14 protein-coding genes are annotated in these 16,984 nt (G+C 29.6%); 7 read left to right on the forward strand and 7 right to left on the reverse strand.

What is annotated here, in order from left to right:
- Positions 1–159: 159 nt before the first annotated feature.
- Positions 160–1,014, reverse strand: coding sequence for an AraC family transcriptional regulator (locus Q0776_RS09440; RefSeq protein WP_298367428.1), 855 nt, complete (start codon positions 1,012–1,014; stop codon positions 160–162).
- A gap of 187 nt (positions 1,015–1,201) precedes the next feature.
- Between Q0776_RS09440 and Q0776_RS09445 the strand changes: the two genes are divergently transcribed.
- Together Q0776_RS09445 and Q0776_RS09450 are read left to right on the forward strand one after the other, a co-directional pair.
- Positions 1,202–1,714, forward strand: a complete 513-nt coding sequence (locus tag Q0776_RS09445) for a MaoC family dehydratase (protein ID WP_298367430.1) — start codon at positions 1,202–1,204, stop codon at positions 1,712–1,714.
- 11 nt (positions 1,715–1,725) lie between these two features.
- A complete protein-coding gene (locus Q0776_RS09450; RefSeq protein ID WP_298367432.1) occupies positions 1,726–3,231 on the forward strand; it encodes an alpha-L-fucosidase in 1,506 nt (501 codons plus the stop codon).
- Positions 3,232–3,327: 96 nt separating this feature from the next.
- Here the strand turns inward: Q0776_RS09450 and Q0776_RS09455 are convergent, their stop codons facing one another.
- The 6 genes from Q0776_RS09455 to Q0776_RS09480 form a co-directional block, all read right to left on the reverse strand.
- Positions 3,328–3,609, reverse strand: coding sequence for a DUF3861 domain-containing protein (locus Q0776_RS09455; protein WP_298367434.1), 282 nt, complete (start codon positions 3,607–3,609; stop codon positions 3,328–3,330).
- Positions 3,610–3,613: 4 nt separating this feature from the next.
- Complete coding sequence (locus tag Q0776_RS09460) at positions 3,614–3,955, reverse strand: hypothetical protein (protein WP_298367436.1); 342 nt, start codon at positions 3,953–3,955, stop codon at positions 3,614–3,616.
- Between the two features lie 97 nt (positions 3,956–4,052).
- Positions 4,053–5,108, reverse strand: a complete 1,056-nt coding sequence (locus tag Q0776_RS09465) for an MBL fold metallo-hydrolase (RefSeq protein WP_298367438.1) — start codon at positions 5,106–5,108, stop codon at positions 4,053–4,055.
- A gap of 205 nt (positions 5,109–5,313) precedes the next feature.
- Positions 5,314–6,246, reverse strand: coding sequence for an AraC family transcriptional regulator (locus tag Q0776_RS09470; protein WP_298367441.1), 933 nt, complete (start codon positions 6,244–6,246; stop codon positions 5,314–5,316).
- Positions 6,247–6,368: 122 nt separating this feature from the next.
- The gene (locus Q0776_RS09475; protein ID WP_298367444.1) at positions 6,369–7,190 is read right to left on the reverse strand and encodes an SDR family oxidoreductase; all 822 of its coding nucleotides are present in this window, start codon (positions 7,188–7,190) and stop codon (positions 6,369–6,371) included.
- Between the two features lie 177 nt (positions 7,191–7,367).
- Positions 7,368–8,672: a hypothetical protein gene (locus Q0776_RS09480; RefSeq protein ID WP_298367446.1), complete on the reverse strand. Its 1,305-nt coding sequence runs from the start codon at positions 8,670–8,672 to the stop codon at positions 7,368–7,370.
- Between the two features lie 367 nt (positions 8,673–9,039).
- On the opposite strand from Q0776_RS09480, the gene Q0776_RS09485 reads away from it, so the two are divergent.
- From Q0776_RS09485 to Q0776_RS09505, 5 genes are all read left to right on the forward strand, one after another.
- A complete protein-coding gene (locus Q0776_RS09485) occupies positions 9,040–9,633 on the forward strand; it encodes an RNA polymerase sigma-70 factor (protein ID WP_298367448.1) in 594 nt (197 codons plus the stop codon).
- 144 nt (positions 9,634–9,777) lie between these two features.
- On the forward strand, positions 9,778–10,950 hold the full coding sequence (locus Q0776_RS09490) for a FecR family protein (RefSeq protein WP_298367451.1): 1,173 nt from the start codon (positions 9,778–9,780) through the stop codon (positions 10,948–10,950).
- A gap of 158 nt (positions 10,951–11,108) precedes the next feature.
- The gene (locus Q0776_RS09495; protein ID WP_298367454.1) at positions 11,109–14,558 is read left to right on the forward strand and encodes a TonB-dependent receptor; all 3,450 of its coding nucleotides are present in this window, start codon (positions 11,109–11,111) and stop codon (positions 14,556–14,558) included.
- 12 nt (positions 14,559–14,570) lie between these two features.
- A complete protein-coding gene (locus tag Q0776_RS09500) occupies positions 14,571–16,058 on the forward strand; it encodes a RagB/SusD family nutrient uptake outer membrane protein (RefSeq protein WP_298367456.1) in 1,488 nt (495 codons plus the stop codon).
- Between the two features lie 199 nt (positions 16,059–16,257).
- Positions 16,258–16,950 carry a hypothetical protein gene (locus Q0776_RS09505; protein WP_298367459.1) on the forward strand — a complete coding sequence of 231 codons (693 nt, stop codon included), beginning with the start codon at positions 16,258–16,260 and terminating at the stop codon, positions 16,948–16,950.
- Positions 16,951–16,984: the final 34 nt, after the last annotated feature.

Consider the following 16,984-nt stretch of genomic DNA (forward strand, 5'->3'; position numbering starts at 1 on the left):
TTTGGCGCTTATTAAAACAAAGGTCTCTTATTTAGATATATTTGTTCAATTTTTAAATACAAATTTTACAGTACCTTTTAACAATAAATTTTCGTTTAAAAAGCAAACCTCTATTTAAATTCCTTATACTATTTACAAACCTTAATTTAATAGAAATTCTTAAGAATTATTTCTATAATCAATTGGAGATTTACCAATATATTTTTTAAATATTTTACAAAAATATGCATTACTTTTATATCCGCATGCTTCTGCTATTTCAATACAAGATTGTGACGATGTATTTAATAATAGTTGAGCTTTTTCAATACGTTGTTTATTAATATAATCTATAGGTGTTAGCCGGGTTAATTGCTTAAACCTTTTTGAAAAATGCCCTGTTGATAAAAATGCCATTTCTGAAAGCATACTAACTGTTAACTCTTTATTTAAGTTAGAATGAATGTACTTTACAATACTTAAAATACTATTAGTAGCTTTTTTTTCGAAATCAATTTTAACAGATCCAATAAATTTTGACAGCAATAAAAAAAGTAATCCTGACGAAGTTAAACTACGTTGTGCATCTTCTATTGAAAGGTTCCAAAATTTGCTATTAATTCGTTGGTATATTTTTGGATCCTTTGCTGGTAATGCCTTGTTTGGGTTTAGTATATAAAGTTTCTTAAAGTAATCAATATGTTCTTTATTAGCCTTAATCTCATAGCTAAAATTAAACAATTGATAAATACTTATATCATTTGGAAGTTGAATAGTAAACGTTGCATAATAATGAGTAAACTCACTTTCACAAACATAGCTACAATGTGTAAAACTTGGTATAAGGTAAAGATGGTCTTTTTTTAGATGAATTTTTTTATTTCCTATATAAATAAAGGCTTCTCCTTCTGTAACCAAAAACATTCTTGAAAATGAACTAATAACATTTTTGTAATTCCATTCCTTACCAACACTACTATTAGCAACAGAAGTAAGATCAAATGTTATATTTTTTAAAAGTTCTATGTTATTCATTAAAGAAATTTAAATTGTATCAAAAAAACTATATTTTTTATAGTTATATTGTAAATGTACAACAACTTATCGTTTTTGTTATACATCTCCACCTTAATACGATTTAACTTTGTCTTTAAATTTAATTTGGATTTATAAATTTAACATTCTAAAATATACACAATAACCATTATAATATAACTTAATTATGCCAGAAAATACACCAATAGAAGAACATAAAAATATTCCTTTATATAATACCGAAACATGGAAGTATGAAGATTTTGAATTAGGCAGAAAGGATAGATCTATTAGTAGAACCATTTCAGAAGGAGAAGCTATGCAATTTAATAGTTTAGTTTTAGATATGCATCCTTATGTTGGAGATCAAGAATTTGCAGAAAAAGAAGGTCTTTTTGGTAAAAGATTAGTGGCAGGTGCAATGGTTTTTAGCTTAGGTTTGGGTTTAATGGCTAATAACAATGTAAATACCTTTAGTTATGGATATGATAAATTACGATTTATTAAACCTGTTTTTATTGGTGATACTATATATACAGTTCGTACACATTTAAATAAGCAGCCAAAGTATAAAGAAATGGGACTTATTACTGTTAGCTATGAAATTTATAAAGCTCCAGGAGAATTAGTATTATATTGTGAGCATTTACAAACTGTAAAATATAAAAACCCAGAAAACTTTAGTATTAAAGATTCCTAAAAATGGCACATATGAAAACTCAATTACTACTAATTGCTTCTTTTTTAATATTAACATCATGTAATACTAATAAACAAGTTGTTGTAACACCTAAAAACGCTGTAAAACATTTTGAACCTAATTGGGAGTCATTATCTCAATACGAATGCCCTGAGTGGTTTAGAGATGCTAAATTTGGTATTTATACACATTGGGGTGTTTATTCTGTTCCAGAAACGGAATCTGATTGGTATGGACATAATATGTACAATAAGGAGCACCCAAATTACAACTCTCACAAGGAAACTTATGGAAAATTAGACAGTTTTGGTTATAAAGATTTAGTTCCTCTATTTACAGCTTCAAAATTTAACGCAGATGAATGGGCAGATTTATTTGTAGAAGCTGGAGCTCGTTTTGCCGGTCCTGCAGGAGAACATGCAGATGGTTTTTCAATGTGGGATTCAAAAGTAAATCCTTGGAATTCTGTAGATAAAGGCCCTAAACGCGATGTTGTTGCAGAAATGGAGAAAGCAATTCGTAAACGCGGATTAAAATATGTGGTAAGTTTACACCATTCATGGTTATGGGGATGGTTTCCAACTTGGGACGAAACTACTGATTGTTTTGATCCAACAAATGCATCGCTGTATGGAGAGCAACTCCCTAAATCTGCTTGGAGAGTAGAAGATACCAAAGGATATTACAAAGTGAACCCAATGCCAAGTATTGATTTTGAACGTGTTTGGCTTGAAAAAGTAAAAGAAGTAGTTGATGGTTATTCCCCAGATTTATTATGGTTCGATAATCGTGTACAAATACTTTCAGAAAAAGTACGCCAAAAAATGATGGCTTATGTATATAATCATGCCGCAAAAAATAATCTAGAATTTGTTTTAACATTTAAACGTCCTGATTTTCCATTGGGAACAGGAACAGTCGATCTTGAACGAAATAGAATGGCTAAAATTTACCCTGAACCTTGGTTAACAGATAATTCTATTTCTAAAAAGTTATGGATTTGGCATAAAGATTTAGAATGCTATCCAACAAATAATTTAATTGATGACCTTGTAGATATTGTTAGTAAAAATGGAAATCTATTATTAAACGTAGCTCCACATCCAAATGGAACAATTCCTGAAGACCAAAAAAACCGTCTTAAAGAAATGGGTAAATGGTTAAAATTAAATGGCGAAGCTATTTATGAAAGTCGACCTTGGTTAATATTTGGTGAAGGGCCAACAGAAACAAAAACAGGACATTTGGCAGATATGCATTTTGATGGTTTTGGTGATGAAGATATCCGATTTACTACGAGAAATGGACAATTGTATGCTATCGCCTTAGGTTGGCCTAAATCGGGAATTTTATCAATAAAATCATTAAGTTCAACTTCATTTAATAGTAAAATTAATAAAGTTGAATTAATTGGTAGCGATACTAAAATAGCTTTTAAACAAAAAGAAAATGCGTTAGAAATTAAATTACCTAATAATAAGCCTTGTGAACATGCGTTTGTGTTTAAAGTAAATTAAAAAATAATAAAACTCCCAAATAGCTTACTAATTGGGAGTTTTTAACAATAATTAATTAGAACTTAAATCACTTCTTCTTCAAAGGAAATAATAAAATTATTTTGTTTTTCCTGAACTTTTTAGCGCTTTCATAAAATCTTTAAAATGTGGCATCAATTTTTTAAATAATGGGAACTCTATATTTTTAAGCATTACACCCGAAAATAATTTTAATCCTACACCTAAGGAAGCTACATCAACATTTGTAAATTCAGGATGTTTTTTCAATTTTTCAACAATTTCAAATAAATTGTCGTGACTTACGGTTTCAAATTCTAATTTTTCTTCACCTATTTTGCCTTCTTTATTTATTTCTTCTACTGTTATTTTATAATTCATAATTTTAGTTTCCTTTTTCAAGTTGTAACATTAACACCTCAATTTCTTGAATTTTTTGCTTATCTAAAGGTTTATTCATACCTACTACATATAGAAATGACATAATTAAAACCATACCTACTCCAAATACGAATACTTTTCGAAGACTTAAATATTTTTTAATGGGTTTAAAGTTGAAATACACGTGAAATGCTCCTGAAAGAGTCATTAATATTCCGAATATTTTGTGCACAGGATGCATTTGTAATTGAAATTCAAGGCTGTTTAAGAATATCATCAACATTCCTGAAGATGCCAACGCCATTAACGATACTAAAAGTGTTATTGATACTGTTTTTCTAAACATAATAATTGAGTTTTGATAATTTTTTTTTAAGTCAATTCGAATATTTCGAATCTTCACAGTAACCTATCAACATAATTCGAACTGACTTTTACAGGTTTTAATGGGTTATTACATTACCCTTCATTTTTTGCATTTCTTTTATCGGCGGATCTAAAACTATCATATGCATAAACATTGTTTGGATATTTTCAACAGCATTTATTCGTACATTTCTAACTTTTCCAGCCCAATTCATTATATATTTTGAAGCTCCCAATTCAGCAGCAGTCATAATTTTTTCTTTATACTCGTAGTGAGCAGCAGAACCGTGATATCTTTGAGTTATTTCTTCTAATAGCTTGTGATATTCAGGAGACATAGCTACTTCAAAAACAATTTTCTTCATATCTTTTATTTGCGCTTCGTATTGTTCCATATGAAATCTCGTTCCTATAATTCTTTCGTGACCAATTACTACAAATTCAAAATTGTAATTATCTAAAAGGTATCTTGGTAATTGAAACGCAAAATCTGGATCTGAAGATTCTCCCCAATGAATCCAAGGTGCAGCATCTGGGTGGAACATATCTATAGCAAATAATATTTTTTGCTGTGGAGCATACATAATAATATCTTTTTGCGAATGCCAGTTACGTCCTAAATCTTTAAATTCTAATCGTAAACCTCCTGTTTCTAACACATATTCATCTTTCCAAGTTACATCTGGCAATGGTCTTTTTGGATCTTCTGCAGCTTTTAAAAACTCGGTCATTTCTTCATTTCCAATTAAAATAGCAGATTTAGGATATAAATATGCTCCTTGAGCGTGATCTGCGTGATGATGCGAGTAAATTACATGGGTAATTGGTTTATCTGTAATTTGTGGAATTAACTTCAACGTATAAGGAGAAACTCCTGGAACCGGATCTACTACAACTACACCATTATCGGTTACAAAAAACACCATGTGTTCAAAATTATCATGAACAAAATATGCGTTTTCTGCTATTTTATAATAGTTAAACCCCTCTTTTGGCAATTTTTCATATACATAATCTCGTGATGCGTATTTAGCTTTTGTTTTTTCAATATCGAATTTACCTTGAGCAAATATTGATGTGTTTACTATAAATATTGATATTACTAGTACTAATATGTTCTTTTTTGTTTTCATTTTTCAATCATTTTAATTTACGAATCAAAATTATTCGTTTTCTAAATGATTGATAAGACACTAATTACTGAAAGCATGGTACTTTTCAATGATTGGCTAATTAATTATCAATAAAACAAATTATAAATAAGACTTAATAAAAAATTTAATTACATTCAGAATTACAACCAGTTAGATTGTATTTGATCACTAGTGAAGAAATTTATTAAACAGTGATTTGGTATTTCTTTCTAATTTCTTCTCTGTAGTTAGATGGAGTTTGTCCTGTTTCACGCTTAAAATACCTACTAAAATATGAAGTATCTTCAAAATTAAGAGCGTAACCAATTTCTGCCGTAGTTAATTCGGTATTGGCTAATCTTCTTTTTGCTTCAAAAATAATTTCTTGGCGTAAAAGTTGTCCTGGCGAATAACCAGTAATATTTTTTACAGTGTCTCTTAAATGAGTAGAACTTATTCCTATTAAATCGGCATACTCTTGAACCGATCGAATTGTAAGGTAATTTTCTGAGACTAATTGTCTAAACTTACGAACCATTATGTTTGTTGTGTCTAAAATATCCTTATTTTGTTCTTTGGCATGTATACGAAACAAACTTACCAATAAAATATGTACATAGGCACGAAGCATAGAAAGACTGCTATCAGACTTTCTCAAATATTCTTCATTTAAACCCTTAAATAATTCCTGTACTTTAGGAGAATTAGCATTATTAATTTTAACACTCGGAGCCTTACTTAAACTATTAAAAATTGCCAAATCTCCTTCATGATTAAAAGCTGTTGCTGGCGGAATTAGAAATTCTCTTGGAAAAAGTAGTACTTTTCCTTGTAATCCTTTTTTTAATTTCCAAAAATGAATTTGCCCCTTAGATAAAAAATAAAATGCAGGTGCTTTTATTTCATATGAGTCGTAGTCAATTATATGCTGTCCCTCACCATCTTCAATAAAAATAATTTCATAAAAATCATGTCTATGAGGAATTGTGGCTTGTGCCTTTTGACTCATAAGATCAAATTGAGTTATTATAAATGGAAAGTTGGGGTCTATAGAAAGAGCTGGATGACCATCTTTTATGTTTACATCTTTATTTGTATCTGAAAAAAGATGAAATGGAATGTCTTCTTTTATTTGCAAAATATCCTTTTTTTAATCTGCCTTTTAAAATTAGAACAAAAATATAATTATGCCCAATTTTTAGTTAAAACTTTAATTAAAATTAATTAATTAGGGTTTCCTTCAATATCATTTACACAATTTTAAAGCTTTACTCTTAATAAATTTCTTTCGTTTTTAATAAAATCCTCATTATTATTAATTGCGTGTGATATATTCTTATCATCAGAAAAAAAATATTTTCCTGCTAATTCATCTGCTTTTCCACTTATTAAAGTTTCAATTAAATCTATAGAATCATTAGCTTCAGACATCTTTCCATATTTAAGAATGTGCTCTAGTTTTGGCATATACTTTCTTGCAACTTCAGATTCAACTAAAATTTTAGTACGATCATTTTTTATAAATCCAGGATTAAATGCAAAGAGTTTAATTTTTAAGCCTTCATCCTTTAATTCTATATTAACGGTTTCTGTGAATTTCACAATTCCTGTTTTAGCTGCTCCATAAGCCGACCCAAAAGGTTTAGGCTCTTGTACTCCTCCACCTCCAAGATTTATAATATAACCATAATTATGTTTTTTCATTAAATTTATAGCTACTCGAGTTCCAACAAATGTAGTGTATAAATTAAGTGAAACTTCATTCCACCAATTTTCAGGTTTCAATTCCCACGTTGGTCCAATGGCATTGTGATTATTTACCCCAACATTATTAATCCAAACATCAATATTTCCTAAATCTTTTATAAGTTTATCTCCAACTTCAGCAACTAAATTACTAATCATCATATCAACAACCTCAAATGAAGCATTTCCTCCATTTAATTTAATTTCATTAACTAATGCTGTTAACTTTTTTTTATTTCTACCCAAACAAATTATATGATGTCCATTACCTGCCAATCCTTTTGCTAACATGCTTCCAACGCCTCCGCTTGCACCAGTAATTACGATTTTTTTCATATTATTATTTTAAATTACCTATAAATTGCATTCTAAAGATAGAATACCAAGTTGCACATTACTTAATTTGTTTTTTGCTCCGACCAATTTTATTTCATTCCTTTCCAATATCCAAAATACACCTGTTTTCCTTCAAATTTATCATTAAAATTAATTTTAATCTACATTTTATATAATTTAAAAATCAAATCTTGGATTAATAACGCTGCTAAACATTGATCCAAATGAAAAATTCAATCCCACTCTAGTATAAAAATTATAGCCCGAATTTACTTGTTTTTGACTAAGTAATAATTCATCTAAAGATAAATCTCCTCCTGCTAAATTAATTTGATTTTTAGTAATTGCATAATCTCCACTAATATTAAAAGTTAATCCACTTGTAATTCTAAAATTAGTACTCAATCTAAAATTAAAAGCATTTAATGAACTATCATTTAAATAACTATCATACATTATTGATCCATTTACACTTCCCCATTTTTGTTGAACACTCCCACTTAATTCCGCAGATTGCTCCCATAAAAATTCTTCATCTTTATTAAAAATCGTTTTTTCATCGTAATTGTAATTTACACCTCCAACTCTATATGATAATGTAATTTGTTTTGTTGCAGATTGCTTATAATCGAAAAAACTATATTCTATAGCTGGTTTAAATTTTATATATAATTTTTGATTTGCATATGTAGATCTTCCTCCTTCTAAAAAAGCACCAACCGACCAATGATTTGATATACTAAATGCATCATATATGTTTACATCTATGGTTTTATTTGTTGATGATATTTTAAAATCGCCATAATCATAATCAGATTTACGATTATCATAACTAGTTCTAATTAAAAATTTATTCTTATCGGTTACCCTTTTCATTGAAAAATTTACACCAAAATTACTATTTTCAGAAGTTTCTTGTCCGCTATAACCTCCATTTACACCTATACTAAATACCCAACTATTCCATTTATCTTTAGACTCAATATTGTTTACAGTTACAGGTTTTGGTTTACTTATAGAGTCATTTTCATTATTACTAGAATAATCAATTAACGACTCATATCTATCGTAATGTTTATACAAAAAAATGGATGACCCCATGCGAATATTTTGAAGCATTAAATCTCTATTTTCTGAAAATGAGTTAGTTGGAACAGTCGAAAATGAATGCTTATTATAAGCTTTTTCATAATAATTCTTACCAAAATACTCCAACTCGTGCTCAAACCCTCCACTCCCATTGGTTTGGGTACGAACCATAATATGAACATCCGCATATTTTTGATCTCTAACAAACTCAAAATATTTAATAGATTCTTGTTGTATATAACTTACATCACAATAATCACAATCTAAAAACAATTTAAGCTTTGGTACAAATCGATATGGACTTAAATATGAAATTGAATCTTGTGGTTTTTCTTCTTGACCAAATAAATTTGAACATAAAAAAATTGATAAAAAAATGAGTATTTTTTTCATGTAAATAAGATTGATTAGTGAATTGGTTTTAATTCCTTTTTGCTTTTAAGTCTCAAAATAATTCCTAATCCCTTACTTAATACTCGTTAAAATTTAATCAAAAAAAAGATTCTTTGAATAATTATAATTAAATAATTTGGTGCATTTAAGTATCATTTAGTAGTTGTAACACTGTTTTTTTCTTTATTTCTCAATAAAAATAATATTTTTATAAAAAAAACACATACAGCTGCAAAACTGTTAGTTAACTGTTCTTTTTTAACCAAATGCGTGGTCGTAAATTAACTAAACAAAAGGTTCACATACTCGGTTTTATAATTTCTTTAACAATTTTTATATACATTTGTTTTCTAATAAAAATTAAAAAATGTCTGAAAAAATATTTCTTGATGATGACATATTATTAGAAAGATTGAAGGCTGGGGACAATCAAGCTCTTACAGAGATTTATAATACTTATTGGAAATCACTTTTTTTATCATCATATTCTTTATTAAAAAACAAAGAGGTATGTGAGGATATTATTCAAGATGTTTTTGTAGATATTTGGAAAAAAAGAGAAACTATAAAAATAACCATTTCTTTAAAAGCTTATTTATATGCCTGTACTAGATATAAGGTATATGATTATTTCCGAAAAAATAAAAAAGGAGTAAACGTAGATTTAATTGAAAATTTAAATACACGAATTTACCAAGCAACACCTGCTACCAAATTAATGCACAAGGAATTAGTTGAGCACATCAACTCTGTTGTTGATTCGCTTCCAAAAAAATGTAGAGAAATTTATATTTTAAGCAGAGAAGAACAATTAAGCCACAAAGAAATTGCACAAAAACTCAATATCTCAACCAAAACTATTGAAAGTCATATAACAAGAGCCCTAAAAACTTTAAGAACTTCAATGGGAGGACTTGTAAGTTTAGAAATGATTATATGGCTGCAAAACCACATTAATTAGCTTATAAATTTCTAATTATAACCTTAACTCCTTTTCCATATTACTTAAAAAACAAAAAAATTAATTTTTTTTTAAATAAAAACTAAGGGATATTCCCTTTTAATTACACTAATACTACAAATAGCTTAATTATTTTAATAAATAATGAAACAAGAAAAACTAAATAAGGAAGAATTTCTAAACATTGTGGATAAATTCCTTAATGGAAATAGCTCCTTTGCTGAAGAAGAAATACTCATTAATCATTTTGAAAGTTTTCAATATAATAACGAGTGGGAAACAGAACTTGGACTTGAAGAAGATGTAAAACAAAACATACATTCAAAAATCTTAAGTAAAATAAATGACGATGTTAAACAACCTACAAAAGTAATTAACATCAATTATAAAAAGTTTATAAAATATGCTGCGGCCATATTAATAGTGTTTTCAACGGGGTATTTTTTAGTTAACAAAGAAATGACTAAGAAAAATCCTTATGCTATTAAAATAAATAATAACATTCCTATTGGTACTGATAAAGCATCATTAACCTTGGAAGATGGTTCTATTATAGAATTAGAAAAAGGAAAAGAATATAGTCAGGTAAATGCAAAAAGTGATGGTGAAAAAATTGTTTACACTGCTAGTTCTATAGAAAAGAATAAAAGAGTAAAAGAAAAAATAGCATTTAACTATTTAACAATTCCTCGAGGAGGTGAATTTTTTGTTGAATTAGCAGATGGTACTAAAGTTTGGCTAAATTCTGAAACCCAAATTAAATACCCAACCAAATTTGTAAAAGGTGAAATGCGTAAAGTAGAATTATTATATGGGGAAGCTTATTTCGAAGTTTCACCTAGTGATTTACATAATGGCGATAAATTTAATGTAATAAGTGAAGGACAAGAAATTGAAGTGTTAGGTACACAATTTAACATTAAAGCTTATAAAGATGAAGATGCTATTAAAACAACTTTAGTTGAAGGAAAAATAGCATTAAAAACCGATAACACAAACGAAATATTATTACCTTCTCAACAATCAATTTACGATAAAACTAACAAAGAGGTTGTGTTTAATAATGTTGATGTTTATAATGAAATTTCTTGGAGACACGGGGAGTTTAACTTCAACAACAAAACCTTAGATGAAATTATGATTGTTCTTTCTAGATGGTATGACGTTGAAATTGAGGTTCAAAATAAAGAGAATCAAAAATTTAAATATAACGGAACCTTAGGAAAAAATCAAAATATAGAAATTATACTATTAACGTTAAAAAACACCAATAATTTAAAATATAAAATTACAAATGATAAAATAATTATTAAGTAAAAATAAGGGGGTTTAAAGTATATACCTGCAAGTAACATCTTCCGCCCCCTTTCATTGAATCAATTAAATCAATTAATGTTTAACTAACACATTGCAAATTTATGGAAATTAAATTTACCCATGCGATTTTCTTAAAAAATCGCTTATTTAAAACAATTATGAGATCCTTTATTTTCTTATTCTGTGCATTAGCGTTTGGATTTACTCCTAGTACGAGTTTATCTCAAAATGCTAAAATAACTATTGACACAGATAAAACAATTACCGTTGATGAGGTATTTAAATTAATCCAAGATCAGACAGACTATAAATTTATTTATAGAAATGATTTGTTTAACAATGCACCATTGGTGAATGTTAAAAAAGGAACAATTAAAACTTATAAACTTCTAGACAAAAGCTTGGCACAGAGTAATGTGCAATATGATTTCTTAGAAGGTACAATTATTCTTTCAAAAAGACCCGTAGAAAAAATTTTAGAAGAAGTTCAACAAGTTACTATAACTGGTACCGTTACAGATGTAAGCGGTGAGCCATTGCCTGGTGTGAATGTTTTAGTTGGGGCTAAAGGAAGTACAACCGTAAGAGGTGTAGCAACTGATTTCAAAGGGAATTACAGTATAAAAGCTACTAAAGGTGAGTATATTAGATTTTCTTATGTTGGATTTTTAACCCAAGAAATACTTGTTGCCAATCAACAAGTAATTGATATAGTTTTAGCAGAAGCTGCCTCTAATTTAAATGAGGTAATAGTTGTAGGATATGGAACAACACAAAAGAAAGACCTAACAGGATCTGTAACTACTGTTAAAGCTTCAGAAATAGAGCAAGTAAAAACTCAATCCGTTGAAAGAGCTCTTTACGGAAAAGTTCCTGGTGTAATGATAACTGGTTCAGGACAACCAGGCTCAAGCGCTTCTATTAATATTAGAGGGCTTAGTCAAATAAATGGAGATAACCAACCATTATATGTAATTGATGGTATACCAATGAATATTAATGCAAACAGTAGAAGTCGTGATGGACTATTAAGTGTTGGTGGAGTTCAATCCAATCCACTTTTAGCAATTAATCCTTCAGATATTGAAAACTTAACCGTTTTAAAAGATGCATCTGCAGCCGCAATATATGGTTCCAGAGCTGCAAATGGTGTAATTATTGTTACTACAAAACGTGGTAAAAGAGGACAAAAACCTCGACTTAATTTTGCTGTGAATACAACAATACAAAATCCACAAACAAAATATGATTTTTTAAGTACTGATGAATATAAAGATTTTTATAGTGCACAAGCACAAATAGCATTAGACAATTCTCAATATCCTGAAGCTTGGTGGCCATCTGTGCATCCTAATGAAATGGCTATTGTAAGTGACCCAGACAACTATTTTGGAACTGCTAATACTGATTGGCAAAAGGAAGTTCAAAATGAAAATGCCATGTGGAATGATTACCGTATGAGTCTTTCAGGAGGAACCGACAATGTGAACTACTATATGTCAGGTAACGTACAAGATCAAGAATCTGTATTTATTAATGAAAAATTTAAGCGTTATTCTTTTGCAGCAAATATGGATGCAACAATAACAGATAGGTTAAAAGTTGGTGCTTCTATCAATTATAACAACTCTATAAGCAGATCTTCTGACCTTACTAGCTTTAGATATGCTGGAGCTTTTAGACCTGACGTACCTGTTTTTGATGAAAACGGAAATTACACAGATAATGGAGATAAAGCATTTGAGGTACCAGATATGAATCCTGTTGGACAAGATGGACGAATTAGAAATGAGCTTATAAGAAAAAGTATTCTTACTAGTGTTTATGCTGAAATTGACATTGTTAAAAATTTAAAATTTAGATCCCAATTTAGTGCTAACCAGTCAAATGATGAAATAAATAATTATTCTCCATCGTTTACAATTGATGCAGCACTTGCTGGATTAAATGGAAATTTAATTTCATATGGGGATCCAGCTATTGGAATTTTACAAACTCAACATAACCAAACTAAAAACATCATCTTTTCTAATACATTAACTTATAAAAATACATTTAATCAAGTTCATAACATTAATGCTGTTTTAGGTTTATCTTGGGATAGTACAGAAAATGAAGCTGTTGGAGTTGATTTTGCGGGATTCCCAGATGACTTTGTTTTAGTAAACCCAGAATCGGCTACACATGTATATAATGGAAGTAGTGATTTTGCTCAAAAGGCATTAAATTCGGCTTTTGGAAGAGTTAATTACAATTACGACGATAAATATTTAGTAACTGCAACTGGTCGTTTAGATAGGTCAACTCAGTTTGGAGAGGACAACCAAACCGGTTTCTTCCCATCTTTAGGGTTGGCGTGGAATATGCATAATGAAGAATTCTTAAAAAATCATAAAACTATTAGTTCTATGAAATTCCGTGCTACAGCTGGTAGAACTGGTAATGATAATTTACCTGCATTTTTGTTTAAACCGGTATCAGCTGTTGAAGGTGGATATAATGCTCCTACTTTGTACAATGATCTAAACGGATTTAGATTACAAGGTGTATCAAATAATGGAATACGTTGGGAAGAAACAGATCAAATAGATTTAGGTATAGAATTAGGGTTATTTAACAACCGTTTAAATGCAGAAATTGTTTGGTTCAATAAAAAAACATCAGATCTTATTTTATTAACACCTATTTCCGCACAAACTGGATTTGCAAATTATTACTCAAACATTGCTGATGTAACAAACAAAGGATGGGAAATATTAGTAGGTGGTGATATATTTAGAAATGAAGACTTTACTTGGAACTCTTCTTTTAATGCTTCTTTTATTAAAAATAATGTAGATGCACTTAAAGGTGGACAATCTGATAGTTATAACAACTATGGAGTAGCAGAAGGGTATCCAATTGGAACCGTATTTGGTAGAGATATTGTTGGTACAGCACAAACACAAGCCGAAATTGATGCTTTAAACGCAGGTGCTCCAGACGGGCAATATGATGCTTCATTACAAGCTCCTGGAGACTTTATTGCAAGAGATGTTAATGGAGATGGTGAATATACTGATGCGGACCAAATACGTCTTGCAGATGGTAATCAACCTAATGTATTTGGTGGTTGGAACAATACGTTAAACTATAAAAACTTTAACTTTAACTTTAACTTTTCTTATGTACTCGGTTTAGATAAAATAAGAAGACCTGATGAATTCTTATCATACTTAGATTTTAATAGAATGAGTAATTACATTCGTGATGATGTTATGAATGCTTGGACACCTGAAAATCCAGATGCTAAATATCCAAGAGCAGGATCACGCTTCTGGCAAAATAACAACTCTCGTTTTGTTTCGGATGCCTCTTATTTATCTCTTCGTTCAGCTTCAATAGGCTATAATATACCACAAGAAGTATCAAAAATGTTAGGTATTAGTAATGCTAAGTTTACATTTACAGGGAATAACTTATTTATTATTCATAACTATGATGGACCAAATCCAGAATCTCTTACTAGAGGTGTAAATAGTGACACTACGGTTGACGCAGCATCTGATGGTGGTTGGGGATATCCAAATATCCAAAGCTTTACTTTAGGTTTAAATGTAACATTTTAAAAAAATTAAAACATGAAAAATATTATAAAATATATAAGCATTTTAGGTGTAGTATTGGTATGTTTCACTTCGTGTGAATTAACTACCCCAATTGATGAAATTGAATTACAATACCAATTAGAAGCAGAAGCTGCCATTAGTAATGAAGGATCAGCAGATTTAGCATTAGCTGGAGCCTACTCTAGTTTAAAAGAAGAACCAACTTTTATGTTAGGTATACCAAGTGCATTAAGCGGTTTAGCAGGAGTTGCCGGCGCTTATTATAAAGATGAAATTTCTTCTTGGATGGTAAATGAACCATTGAACATGGAGGAAGCTGGTGATAACCTAACATTTTCTGGAATGGCTGGTCTTTATAGAGCAATTAATGATGCCAATTGGATTATTGAAAAAGTTGGTGAATTAAGTGAAGGGAGTTTTTCAACCCCACAACGTAAGGCTGAAATGTTAGGAGAAGCTTATGGAATTAGAGCATTATCTCATTTTTACTTATTACGTTACTATGGTCAATGGTATGATACTTCTTCTAATTACGGAATTGCATTAAGATTAGAACCTATTAGAGATGGTAGTGCTTTACCAAGAAATACAGTTGCCGAAACGTATGCACAAATTCATAGTGATCTTGACTTTGCTATTGCAAATGCTCCAGATTTAAATATGAATAGCGGTTATATGAATAAAATTGGTGCAAGAGCAATAAAAGCAAAAGCTTATTTATATGCTGGTGACTATGGAATGGCTGCTAGCACAGCCAAAGCTTTAATAGATGGGGCTGGAGGAACATATGGTTTATCACCAACATATAATGAGATTTTTGATAATACCTCACAAGCAATATTTAATAATCCTGAAATTTTATTTGGATTAAGAGGAACATTACAAGCACCATTACCAAATACAGTTTGGTATTTCGCTTACACAATAAATGGTGCCTATACTGGTAATTTATCTGCTGGATCAATGACTGTTGGTTCTCAAACTATAAATTACGATTTAGATAGAATTAATAGTACTACTGGAGGTGGTTTTTATGGCCTAACTACACTAAAAGTACCAAGTTTCTTCGCTGATGGTGAAGACGACTCTCTTGTATATTATGCTCGTATGGCTGAAGTTTATTTAATTTATGCTGAAGCTGAAGCTCGTAATTCTAATAGTGTTACAACCGATGCTTTAGATGCTTTAAATGCAATTAGATTAAGAGCTGGTGCAACTGATACTGGAGGAGATGGATTTGAAATTTACCCAGATTCAATAACTTTAGATCAGTTTTTAGAAGCTGTAAGAATTGAGAAAACAGTTGAATTATTAGCAGAAACAGGTGAAGAATGGTTTGATATGGTACGTTATGATTGGGTAGATGGTTTTGGAACAGGTTTCCAAGTATCTGACCACAAAGCAACGGCTACAAATTCTGATAAATTCATTTTACCATTTTCTAAACTTACTCTTGATGCTGGTTTTAACATAGAAATTCAAAACCCTAGCTACGAATAATTTAATTAAACCTATTAGGTTAATACCTAATAGGTTTTTTTTTATAGATACAAGTTTTATCTTTTATAATTAATTGATAAAATTTGACATTATGAAAACAATCTTTTTATAGATACTTAAAAGTTGATTTATTGGATATAAATAATTTAAATCATATCTTTTCTAAGATCTAAATTGCTATACCTTAAAATGAAAAAAAATGAAAAAAATTCTCGTATTTTTTACCTTATTTACGCTAGTTACTAATTTACAATCTCAAAATTGTAAGGTTTTAATTAAAGAATTAAATGAAAATTACACGGGTGATTGTAAAAAAGGAAAAGCTAATGGTAAAGGCACTGCAAAGGGCATAGACACCTATACTGGTAATTTTAAAAAAGGGTATCCTGATGGAGAAGGAATTTACACTTGGAAAAATGGTAATTCATTTGAAGGAAGTTTTAAAAAAGGAAAGAAAATTGGTCAAGGTAAAATGATTTACAAAACAGCAACACTAAAAGATAGTATTGTTACTGGGTTTTGGAAAAACGACATATATGCAGGAATGTACGAAAATCCATTTAAAAAACTAAATAACTCTCCAAATGTTACAGGGTTAAGATTTACAAAAGCTGATGGTGAAAATAAAAGAGTGCGACTATATGTAAGAGAGGATAATACATTAGTTCGTAATCCGCTAATAAATGTTGTTGTACATCACGGTTTATATCAAGAATTAAGAACTCAAAGTGATTTTGTTGAATTGACAAATGCTACCTTTCCATTAAAATTAAGAGCAACTTACGGAAGAGAATTTATTGAAATAGAAATTTTCGAATCGGGTAATTGGGATGTTCAAATAACAATTGAAAACATTAAAGGGTTAGAAGCTAAGCCTTCTTCATTTAATTAAAAGTGTTATAAAGTCTAGTAAAATAGACTTTATA

It is taken from the genome of uncultured Lutibacter sp. (assembly GCF_947495725.1).
In the GTDB taxonomy this organism is placed as follows: Bacteria; Bacteroidota; Bacteroidia; order Flavobacteriales; family Flavobacteriaceae; genus Lutibacter.